Below are 10,943 nucleotides of genomic sequence, written 5' to 3' on the forward strand. Positions count from 1 at the left end.
AAAAGAGCGGAGGGACGGACATGGCCGACAGGACAACAGGAAAAGAAGCTGCCTCAAACGCAGCCGAAAAAAAACATATCCCCTTGGGGCTGCCATCTCCGCCCATATTGAAACAGCCCATCGGATTGACACATGAGAGCCATATGCTTGCCCTGGAAGACATTTTCTCGGACAGCTCGGATGTGGTATTCCGCAACGTCATGATATCACCTGAAGTTCAGGGGCTTCTGGTGTACATCGAAGGGATTGTGAACTCGGCCGATATCCAGGATCATATGCTACGTCCACTAATCCGGGGGCTGGTCGAACAGCGTACCGATGAGCCTGACGTCCCCATCGATGATACCCGAATAGCACTAACGCAGGTGAAGAAGGTAGACTCCTGGGCAGAAGCGGCAGATGGTGTGCTGGAATCATCGGCGCTTCTGCTGATTAATGGAAGCAGGGATGCCTGGCTCTTTAATGTCAAAGGCGGCGTTCGCCGGGGAGTAGAGGAACCTCAAACCGAATCGGTTATTCGGGGACCACGCGAAGGATTTACGGAGACACTTCGTGTAAATACAGCTCTCATCCGATTCAAGTTGAAGAATTCGTCACTCAAAATGTTGAGCATGACCATCGGGACAGAGACCAAGACCAATGTGGTGCTGACCTATCTGGACGGCATAGCAGATTCGAACCATATCAAGGATGTCAAGGACCGCCTGAACAAAATCAAGATTGACGGCATTCTGGAAACCGGGTATATCGAGGAATTGATTGAAGATCATCCGTATTCCCCGTTCCCACAGATGCATTATACGGAACGCCCCGATACGGTCGTGGGGAACCTGCTGGAGGGCCGCTTTGCCATTCTGGTGGATGGCAGCCCGTTTGCGCTGATTGGTCCGGTGACCATGTGGCAGATGCTGCAGGCCAGTGAGGACTATTATGAACGGTTCTTTATCACCAATCTGGTGCGATGGATCCGGTTTCTGTTTGTGGCGATTGCCTTGTTTCTGCCAGCTCTTTATATCGCCATCACGACTTTTCATCAGGATATGCTTCCAACAACGCTGATTCTGAGTATCGCCGGAGCCAGGGAAGCCATTCCGTTCCCGGCTCTGGTGGAAGCTCTTATTATGGAACTTTCATTTGAAGCCTTGCGTGAAGCGGGGGTCAGATTACCGAAGACGGTAGGTCAGGCAGTCAGCATCCTGGGTGCACTCGTGATCGGGCAGGCCGCGGTTCAGGCCGGGATTGTATCGGCGCCCATGGTTATCATCGTATCCATGACAGGTATTGCATCGTTTACCATCCCGCGCTTTAACTTTGCTATCACGGTTCGTTTGCTGCGGTTTCCAATCATGCTGCTCGCCGGAGCGCTCGGACTGTACGGCATTGTCATCGGACTGGTATTGATCTCGGTCCATCTGACGCAGATGACATCTTTCGGCGTGCCGTACCTGTCAGGGCTGAGTCCTTACAGCAGGACAGATACCAAGGATATAGTCATTCGTACACCATGGTGGAAAATGATTAATCGTCCTTCTACAGTGCATCGGGATCAGAAGCGTATGAATGCCAAGATTAATGGTTCGCCAGAAGCTGAGGAGGGGTGGTAAACTCATGCATTTCATGCATAAATATCGCACCGTGGTGCTGCTATTCCTGTGTACCCTCTTGTTATCAGGCTGTTGGGATCGTGAAGAAATTAATGATATTGCATTTGTGATTGGAATTGCTGTGGACAAGGAGAAGCAGGATTATAGGACAAGCTTGCAAATAGCGTTACCTGGTCAGTCTGGCGCTTCCGGAAGTGAAGGTGGCGGTGGAGGCACAAGTGGGGATAAATCCTGGTTCATGCTGTCCACGACAGCCAAAACGTTTCGCGGGACCTCGCTAGAAGGGCAAAAGGCCCTATCCCGGCGTCTCTATTATGCCCATCGTCGAACGCTGCTGATCGGGGAGGACTTGGCGAGGGAAGGGATTGCTCCCATGCTGGACCTATTAACCAGATACCCACTGAATCGTTTGTCTGCGATGCCTGTAGTCACCAAGGGTGAAGCGTTTAAGGTTCTAGATGCGGACGCACCGATTGAAAAATTCCCCTCGGAGATGGTGCGCGAGTTATGTTTTTTGAATATGCGGCATCCGCGTTCGCTCAAATTGTTTATAGACTCCATCCTTTCGGACGGAATCGATCCCTTTCTCCCGATTGCTTCCGTTGCTGAAAATGTACCGAAGGATTGGAAGGATGTCAAAACCAATATCAAGCTGGATGGACTGGCCATCTTCAAAAAGGACAAACTGGTGGGGATGATCGAAAAAGCCCCTGCGGATGCACTTATTTTGGCTATGGGTGAAGCCAATACGCCAGAGGTAATGATTAAAGCTCCAGAGGGAGAGGGGACGTTGTTCCTGAAGCTGAACGAAAACAATTCTTCGTTCCAGCCGCATATTCGTAATGACAAGGTGAGTGTCAGGATTCAACTATACGCCAAGGGAGTTTTGGTGGATAACGAATCGAATTACGGCGACCTGCGGGAACGTGAGATTTTGACGCTTAACGAAGCGATTCACAAAAAAGTGAAAGAAGATATCGAGGAGGGCGTAAGGCTGCTCCAGCGAAAGTATAATGCCGATATTCTGGGGCTGGGTCGTTCCATACATCAGCAGATGCCGAAAGAATGGGACAAGATCAAGGACCGCTGGTATGACATTTATCCAAATATGGAGGTTGTGGTAGAGCCCCATATCATCATTGAGAATGTAGGGATCACCAATAAACCGATTGGATTGACCGAGGAGGAGATCATCCATGATTAAGCCGCTCATGTTTACTTATCTGGCCATGGTCATCGTTGTCATTATCATGGACTTTAAGCACCTGAGGCAGGCAGCGGCGATTAACCGATGGTTATCCTATGGCGTGATTGCATGCAGCATCGGGATTTGGTTCTATGTTACCCATCTGAGCAAAACGTTTTTTCTGACAGTTTGGCTTACACATTTGATCCAGCGGTACTTGCCGCTGCCATAGATGTTGTATATCGTTATCTCGGATGAACAGGCAGAAAGGAGGTATTTGATGAATCAGGGAGTGACAAGCCGGCAGCTTACGCTGCTAATCTTGCTGATGAGTGTAACAGGTACGCTCATTCAACCCCATGCACAGGCCATTTTTTATGCCGAACAGCATGCCTATCTATCCTACATCCCTGTATTTCTAGTCACACTTGCATCGATGGGGATGTTAAATCGTGTCCAGAGCCGGTTTCCCGATCAGGACCTGTTTGAGTCTTTGGTCGAAAGATTTCCCTTCTTGGGACGGGTAACGGGCTTAATGTATATCATGTTTTTCATTTTGATATTTGCCCGTGACATCCGGCTGATCGGTGACTACGTAAGTATAACCTTGCTTGAGACGACGCCCATATCCATTATCGTGTTGTCTCTCTTGGTTATGGCTGTGTTTATTGTCAGAGGAGGACTTGGTTCCTTAATTGGGATGTCCGAGCTGTACATTACCTTATTTCTGCTCAACTCGGTCATTGTCCCATTCATGTTGATTCAACAAATTAACCTGGATAATCTGATGCCATACTTCGATATTGATGCAGCAGGTGTGGGTAAAGGAAGCTGGTATATCTTCTCCTTCTTCGCAGAGATGGTTGCATTGCCTTTTGTAATCAAGGGAAGCGACTTTCGGTTCAGATCGGTGACTTGGGGAGTAACGATTGCTGCCTTGCTGATGATGCTGATTATGATCGAGACCATTACCTCCATTGGTGTGCCAATTGCATCGAGGCTGGTTTATCCTTCGTATGAAATTGCCAGACAGCTGCAAGTAAGTGACTTTCTGGATCGGTTCGACCTGGCCTTGGCTGCGGCTACGCTGCCTACCATGATTACGAAGATTGCATTTGACCTGTATTTTATCTGCTGGGGACTGAAACGGATGATTCCCAAGGTATCCGGTAAGCTGATGACCGGTCCGGTTGCGCTGGTAGGATTCGTATGTGCATTTTGGTTTTTCAAGAATGCGATTCAGCTGTTCCGCTTCACGCGGGAATGGACATGGATTGCCATTCTGTTCGAAGTGATTTTCCCCCTCATTCTTTTCGTGTTTCTTCGACCGCGTAAAAAGGAAAAGGACGCCTCACGTCAAGGAGAGAAGCATCGTGAACCATCCAAAAAGCAGCATGAACAGGAGAAGAACAGACGCGATTCTGACCAGGAAGACGACACAGGAAAGGATGAAATGCAGGGGGGCGAGCTTCAGCCTTCCTGATGCCAATCATAAAAAATCGTTATAGAAGAACACACTAAATGACGTGAAACAAGGTTTCCCTCCATGAAACTACCCTGTATACTGTAGTCAAACGAATGACGTTCGGACGAACGAACTGGGGGGAAACATGAATGGCTCAACATTTGGCAGGTATACGTGTAGCACTGACGGGACCACGTAAATCCAAGGAGATGGCGTTGTTAGTTGAGAAAATGGGTGGCATTCCACTCGTGCGGCCAGCACAGGGAACGGTATTCCTGGACGATCGGAACATACGCAATGGTCTCGTCTCCTTGATCTCTGATCCGCCCGACTGGGCGGTATTAACTACAGGCATGGGACTTGATGCCATATTTGAAATGGCAGAGGATATGGACATAGCTGGTCAACTGCTGGATGTTCTGTCGGAAGCTTCAATTGCGGCAAGAGGATACAAAACGGTGAACTCACTTCGTAAGCGCAAGCTCGCACCGCTGGTCCGGGATGATGACGGCAGTACGGACGGGCTGATCCGTGAATTCGCACCACATGATCTTGCCGGCAAGAAAGTCATGCTCCAGCTTCATGGAGAGACTGCGCCGAAGCTGGTCAACTGGCTGGAAGAACAGGGGGCCGAGGTAAGACAGGTTCTGCCTTATCGTCATGTACCACCGGAAGAGGCCGAACTGGAACTGCTTTTGAATGAAATTGTGCAGCGTGAGGTTGATGCCGTAGCATTCACCAGCGGTCCCCAAGTACGGTTTTTGGCAAAGTATGCGGCTTCCCAAGGCAAGCTGGAACAGATGCAGCAGGCCTTCCGGGACGGTGTCATTCCCGCATCTGTCGGCAAAGTGACTGCGAACGCCATGCGTGAAGAAGGGATTGAAGCACGAGTTGTTCCGGAGGAAGAAAAGATGGGAGCGCTCATCGTTGAGCTGGGACGATATATTGCTGCAGCAAACGCAGATCAATCCTGATAAGCAGATCAGGACGCAGGTCTGTTAAAGGATCCAGTAAGATCGTTATTGAGGGTTTCGTATATGGACATCGTATTTCAAGTTCTGATCGGTTCTGGATCAGAACTTTTTTCCGTTTTGTCTGAAAATAGAATCAAGGACAAACATCATAAGCATGGACATTTTTTCCTGAGCGGTGTTATGATGAAAGCAATATCATTCATGAAAACAAGCAAGGTGCTCTTGCGTCGAGCAAGAGGTAACAGGGAATCGGGTGTAAATCCCGAGCGGTCCCGCCACTGTAATGGGGAAGCCCTTTTCATCCAAGTCACTCGTACATTCGGGGAAGACAGAAAAGGAAGCTGATGATCCAGAGCCAGGAGACCTACCTTGCATGTGTCACCGAACCCTTCGCGGAAAGGAGTGGTGTACGAAGAATCAGGAAACGGGCGAACAACCGGTTCGCCTGGCAGGCCCTTTGCGGCCATGCAGCCACAGGTCTATCCTCTATAGGGCCGTGGACTGTCTTCTTGAGTGTACGTACATGCGTATCCCATCCGTTATAAGGATGGGATTTTTTTGTTTTTTTACAGTCGATCCGGAACTGGATTTAATCGAACATGCCGCGAAGAAGAAGGTCGGTCAAGCCGTCCTTTTTCACTGTTTTGGAATAGCCGGGATAAGAAGGTTGAGCTGCACGGAGCAACTCAATAATCAAGAGCTCGTTACAGACAACGGCTAAAGTAGCGATGATATAGATGTGATTGGCGTGTTAAGGGTGAACAGGGAGATGGAGGAGGAGAAGCAATGCAGAGTCAAGGAAAGCTGCTGATTATCGGATTTGGCCCGGGAGCGATGGAGCATATCACCACACGGGCATTGGAGGCACTTCGGGAGAGTGAGGTCATCATTGGTTATAACACTTACGTTGATCTGATTCGTCCACTTCTGGACGGACAGGAGATTGTACGTACAGGCATGACCGAAGAAGTAAGCCGGGCACAGGAAGCGGTCAGACAGGCCGAGATGGGTAAAATCGTTGCAGTAATCTCCAGTGGCGATGCAGGTGTATATGGCATGGCCGGACTGGTGTATGAGGTGCTGATGGAGCAAGGCTGGAAGCCGGAAACTGGCGTTGGCGTTGAAGTTATTCCGGGTGTATCTGCCATTCAATCCTGTGCTTCCTTGCTGGGTGCACCCGTGATGCATGATGCATGTACGATCAGCCTGAGTGACCACCTTACGCCATGGGAGACGATTATTCGCCGAGTTGAAGCAGCAGCATCAGCTGATTTTGTTATTGCTCTGTACAACCCTCGCAGTGGACGCCGGACACGCCAGATCGTGGAGACGCAGGAGATGCTGCTGCGATACCGTAGTCCCCAGACACCGGTGGGGCTTGTAAAAAGTGCCTACCGTGAACGTCAGGATGTCGTGATGACCACGCTGGAAGACATGTTGAATCATGATATCGGCATGCTTACGACGGTGATCATTGGTAATTCCTCGACCATGATGTACGAAGGACTCATGGTCACACCGCGCGGATATCAGCGGAAATACACGCTGAATACCGCGGAACAGCCGCTCAGACCGCATGAGCGGCTCCGCACGGAAGCTGAGCCTTGGTCGCTCGGCGCGATGGAGGCCCGTTCGGCCGCTGCCGCCGATGCAGCAGGCACGGTCCCCGATGCGCAGACCGCACAGCCAGCGGCGGAAACAGCCCTGCGCGGCGCAAGCGCCAGTACAGGCATGGAGCCGCAAGGGCAGCAGGGCGCCGGCATGCCTGCTGCACAGCCAGCGGGCGGCAGTACCGCAGTGCTTGCAGCCGAGCGGCCTGCGGCGGTGCAAGGTGCACCGCGTGCTGCCTTGGCGGTGCCGCATGCTGGTGCAGCCGAACTGGCTGCCGAGGCGCTGACGCGGCTTGCGGCAGGCGGTAAGCTCGCTGGCGAAGCGGCCAGCCGCTGGCTGGATGCAGCCGGGTCAGGCGTGCCAGCCGGGACGCCGCAGACGGCAGGGGCATCTGCTGAGCGGCAAGCACCCGAGCCGGGACGCAAGGCACCGCTGTTCGAGATTGGCGTGTCGCCTGGCGTCGGCAACAAGAAGTTTACAGCAGCCCAGATGGCGCTGCTGGCGCAATGCGCGAGTGAAGAAGGCGAGCTGGAATACACGCCGGAGCATCAGATTATTTTGCGGGTACCGACCTTTGAACCGGATCAGCTGGTAGAGGAACTGCGTGCAGCGAATTTCATCGTGGTGCCGATCGGTGACGTTATTAAGGTGAAGGCCTGTGACTTCTGCAATATGGAGAAGGATGATGCTGTTCCGATGGCCAATCATTTGCAGGCTGTTATAGGCGGACTTAGTGCGCCGAAAGAGACCAGCGTGGCTCTGAATGGCTGCGGCATGGCATGTTATGGTGCCGTACTCGAGGACATCGGAATCGTCTACCGCAAAGGCGGGTACGACCTGTTCCTTGGCGGCAAGAAGTTCGGACGAAACGCTCACCCTGCCCAGCCGGTAGCCGAGGGGATACCAGGTGATCAGATTGGCGGGATTGTGGAGCGGATCGTAGCGGAGTACAAGGAAAAGGGACACCCGAATGAAAGATTCCATAAATTTTTCAAACGCGTCGGGGTAATTCAGGGCTTCCGTCACGTAGATGCGCCTGTGACCGTGGAAGTAAACCCGGTATGCGGCGACTAGGGGTTGTGCCAGTGTTGTTATCGTCTGAATATTTTTTATCCAACGTTTGTAGTTATACCGGAAATGTTCATTGCACTTTTTTATAGATCGAAATGATTGGGTAACCAGGTTACCCTGCGTGAAAGGCTCGTTTACCGAGTAAGCACAACCAAAATTGAGATGCCTGGTCTATGGATCAGGCGGGGGAGGAAGAAGCCAGAGATGAATGCCATTTTGCTGGTGGGACACGGCAGCCGTGATCCCGAGGGGAACCGGGAGTTAATGGAGTTTGCACGTGCGGTAGCGGAGAAAGCACCGGAGAATACCGTGGTAGAGACCTGTTTTTTGGAATTAACAAGACCGAGTATTGCCGAAGGGGTTACCGCTTGTGTGGATAAAGGGGCAACGCGCGTTGTATTGGTGCCGATTATTCTGTTTGCTGCGGGCCACGCCAAAATTGATATCCCGAATGCCATCGACCGGGCCAAGATTCGTTATCCGCAAGTGGAATTCGTATATGGGCGTCCGATTGGCGTACATGAGAAAGTCGTTCAAATTATGCAAACCCGTCTGCAGGAAGCACAGCCTGTCCTTGTTACCGCCAATCAAGGCGGCGCAGCAGTGGCGGCTCCGCCTGCTCCTGTCACGGATGAGGAGACAGCCGTGCTTGTCCTTGGACGGGGAAGCAGTGACCCGGATGCCAACAGTGACTTTTTCAAAATGACCCGGATGTTATGGGAGAAGCTACCGTACAAATGGGCCGAAAGCAGCTTTATCGGCGTGACGCAGCCTTCATTCCCGGATGGATTGCAGCGTTGTCTCCTGCTCGGGGCGAAGAAAATCGTCATCATGCCTTATTTCCTTTTCACAGGTGTACTGATCAAACGCATTGATGAGATGACAGCAGAATTTGCTGCCGCACATCCGGACGTTCAGGTAGAAATTGGAGGATATTTTGGATTCCATCCGAAATTGGTAGAACTGGTATTGGAACGCGCGAACGAAGGGTTGAATGGACGGGTAGCGGCCAACTGCGACAACTGCCAATTCAGACTTGAGGCTGCCAAACATCACCACCATCACCATGATCACGATCATCATCACGACCACGATCATGACCACGACCACCATCATCATGATCATGCACACGATCACAGTCATGACCACCATCATCACGATCATGCACACGATCACAGCCATGACCATCATCATCATCATGACCAGGACCATGGACACACCCACGATCATCACGCAGATGATCACGACCACCACGATAAGGAGCATCATACTCACGAACATGCCGTGAGCAGCCGTGAAGCATCGCTGGATTATCATCATGACCACGACGGGGAACTGCACCATTCGCATCATGACCACGAAGGTACGTTGCATAATCAAGATGAAGAGGGCGGAGACGGAGAGAACATCTCACCAGAAGATGCTGGGCATGCTCAGATCGCAGCTGCGTCGGAGCGGGTGAACCGTCCATGATCTTGATGTTATGCGGTACAAGTGATGCGCGGGAATTGGCTGTACAGATTCAGCAGCAGGGGATGGACGTACTCACATCGGTTGTAACCGAGAGTGCAGCGCACAGTCTGTCCGAGGCGGGGCTGCCGGTTCGAACAGGCAGGCTGACGATAGAAGCCATGGTCCAGCTTGTCCGTGAAAAAGGAAGCCGTGCCATAGTAGATGCAAGTCATCCCTTTGCGGAAGAGGCCCATGCCAATGCCATGGAAGCAGCCAGACAGGCAGGAATCCCTTATATCCGTTACGAGCGAACGGGACTTGCCTACGATGACCATCCGCTGCTTCATGTCGTACCTTCCTATGATGAAGCCGCTCTTAAGGCAAAAGAGCTCAAAGGTTCTGTCATGTTAACGACTGGAAGCAAAACGCTGCAGATTTTCACCAAGCATCTGCTCGGTGATCCTGACATTCGTCTCGTTGCCCGTATGCTTCCGCGTCTCGACAATATGGAGAAATGCGGTGAACTGGGTGTGGAACAGCGCAATATTATTGCGATGCAGGGGCCCTTTTCCCGTGAAATGAACGAAGCATTGTACAAGCATTATGCCACCACCGTTATGGTGACCAAGGAAAGCGGCAAGACCGGGGCTGTAGATGAGAAGATTCAATCTGCGCTGGAGTTAGGCATCCAGGTTGTATTGATATCCCGCCCAGAAGCCGAATTCGGAACGGTATTTGATGAATTTGAAGGCGTACTCTCCGAGTTAAAGCGCGTATTGGCGGAGTAGGACACCCGAATAGATCAAATTGGGATAGACCCATTTTGAATCATATTACGATTGAAGGAGTGAGTGCATATGGATTTCAAAACGGAATTTAAACCATTAACTGTACAGCCTCAGGAGATTGAGGGAAAAAGCTTCGAGATGATTACCGAGGAGCTGGGTGAGCACCCATTCACAGAAGAACAATATCCCGTTGTACAGCGTGTCATTCATGCCTCAGCTGACTTCGAACTTGGCCGCAGCATGGTGTTCCATCCGGATGCCATTCAGGCAGGAATTGCAGCCCTTCGTGCGGGACAATCCGTCATTGCCGATGTACAGATGATCCAGGCTGGTGTCAGCAAGGATCGTATTCGCGGGTTCGGCGGAGATGTGCACGTGCATATTTCCGACCCAGATGTGATGGAGGAAGCGAAGCGGTTGAATACAACGCGGGCCATCATCTCGACGCGTAAAGCAACCAAGGCCTACGATGGTGGAATCTATGCCATTGGTAACGCACCGACAGCATTGCTGGAGCTGATTCGTTTGGTAAAAGAAGGCCAAGCCAAGCCAGGCTTAATCATTGGTATGCCTGTCGGATTCGTGTCCGCAGCCGAATCCAAGGACGAGCTGCGCAAGCTGGACATCCCGTTTATTACGAACATCGGCCGCAAAGGCGGCAGCACCATCGTGGTAGCTGCCTTGAACGCGATCTCACTGATGGCAGTGAAGGCTTAGTCGCTGTTTCAGCCTAAACTGAGCGCGTACCGAGCAGGGAATAAAGGGCAGCGCTAACGAACCTCAAGGGCTCTA

Annotated in this window: 9 protein-coding genes and 1 riboswitch; all 9 genes read left to right on the forward strand. The window is 51.5% G+C overall.

What is annotated here, in order from left to right; all coding sequences use genetic code 11:
• Nucleotides 1-20: 20 nt before the first annotated feature.
• A complete protein-coding gene (locus CHI14_RS21385; protein WP_095291059.1) occupies nucleotides 21-1,604 on the forward strand; it encodes a spore germination protein in 1,584 nt (527 codons plus the stop codon).
• 13 nt (nucleotides 1,605-1,617) lie between these two features.
• Nucleotides 1,618-2,808 (forward strand): Ger(x)C family spore germination protein, encoded by a 1,191-nt coding sequence (locus CHI14_RS21390; RefSeq protein ID WP_170948213.1) that lies wholly within the window; start codon nucleotides 1,618-1,620, stop codon nucleotides 2,806-2,808.
• Entirely contained in the window at nucleotides 2,801-3,022 is a 222-nt protein-coding gene (locus tag CHI14_RS21395) for a hypothetical protein (protein WP_095291062.1), read from the forward strand. Before CHI14_RS21390 ends, CHI14_RS21395 begins: the two co-directional genes overlap by 8 nt.
• Nucleotides 3,023-3,070: 48 nt before the next feature.
• Complete coding sequence (locus tag CHI14_RS21400; protein ID WP_170948214.1) at nucleotides 3,071-4,273, forward strand: GerAB/ArcD/ProY family transporter; 1,203 nt, start codon at nucleotides 3,071-3,073, stop codon at nucleotides 4,271-4,273.
• Between the two features lie 131 nt (nucleotides 4,274-4,404).
• The gene (locus CHI14_RS21405; RefSeq protein WP_095291065.1) at nucleotides 4,405-5,229 is read left to right on the forward strand and encodes a uroporphyrinogen-III synthase; all 825 of its coding nucleotides are present in this window, start codon (nucleotides 4,405-4,407) and stop codon (nucleotides 5,227-5,229) included.
• Nucleotides 5,230-5,426: 197 nt separating this feature from the next.
• A riboswitch (cobalamin riboswitch) is annotated at nucleotides 5,427-5,615 on the forward strand.
• 400 nt (nucleotides 5,616-6,015) lie between these two features.
• Nucleotides 6,016-7,914, forward strand: coding sequence for a precorrin-3B C(17)-methyltransferase (gene cobJ / locus CHI14_RS21415; protein ID WP_095291068.1), 1,899 nt, complete (start codon nucleotides 6,016-6,018; stop codon nucleotides 7,912-7,914).
• A gap of 201 nt (nucleotides 7,915-8,115) precedes the next feature.
• A complete protein-coding gene (locus CHI14_RS21420) occupies nucleotides 8,116-9,384 on the forward strand; it encodes a sirohydrochlorin chelatase (RefSeq protein ID WP_095291070.1) in 1,269 nt (422 codons plus the stop codon).
• Nucleotides 9,381-10,151: a precorrin-6A reductase gene (gene cobK, locus CHI14_RS21425; protein WP_095291071.1), complete on the forward strand. Its 771-nt coding sequence runs from the start codon at nucleotides 9,381-9,383 to the stop codon at nucleotides 10,149-10,151. Before CHI14_RS21420 ends, cobK begins: the two co-directional genes overlap by 4 nt.
• Nucleotides 10,152-10,220: 69 nt before the next feature.
• A complete protein-coding gene (locus CHI14_RS21430; RefSeq protein WP_095291073.1) occupies nucleotides 10,221-10,868 on the forward strand; it encodes a precorrin-8X methylmutase in 648 nt (215 codons plus the stop codon).
• Nucleotides 10,869-10,943 lie beyond the last annotated feature (75 nt).

It is taken from the genome of Paenibacillus sp. 7516 (assembly GCF_002272715.1).
GTDB lineage: Bacteria > Bacillota > Bacilli > Paenibacillales > Paenibacillaceae > Paenibacillus > Paenibacillus illinoisensis_A.

Bases quoted from the DNA above. Each gene is read 5' to 3' on its own strand.
- CHI14_RS21385 (WP_095291059.1), top strand. From the start codon at position 21: ATGGCCGACAGGACAACAGGAAAAGAAGCTGCCTCAAACGCAGCCGAA.
- CHI14_RS21390 (WP_170948213.1), top strand. From the start codon at position 1,618: ATGCATAAATATCGCACCGTGGTGCTGCTATTCCTGTGTACCCTCTTG.
- CHI14_RS21395 (WP_095291062.1), top strand. From the start codon at position 2,801: ATGATTAAGCCGCTCATGTTTACTTATCTGGCCATGGTCATCGTTGTC.
- CHI14_RS21400 (WP_170948214.1), top strand. From the start codon at position 3,071: ATGAATCAGGGAGTGACAAGCCGGCAGCTTACGCTGCTAATCTTGCTG.
- CHI14_RS21405 (WP_095291065.1), top strand. From the start codon at position 4,405: ATGGCTCAACATTTGGCAGGTATACGTGTAGCACTGACGGGACCACGT.
- cobJ (WP_095291068.1), top strand. From the start codon at position 6,016: ATGCAGAGTCAAGGAAAGCTGCTGATTATCGGATTTGGCCCGGGAGCG.
- CHI14_RS21420 (WP_095291070.1), top strand. From the start codon at position 8,116: ATGAATGCCATTTTGCTGGTGGGACACGGCAGCCGTGATCCCGAGGGG.
- cobK (WP_095291071.1), top strand. From the start codon at position 9,381: ATGATCTTGATGTTATGCGGTACAAGTGATGCGCGGGAATTGGCTGTA.
- CHI14_RS21430 (WP_095291073.1), top strand. From the start codon at position 10,221: ATGGATTTCAAAACGGAATTTAAACCATTAACTGTACAGCCTCAGGAG.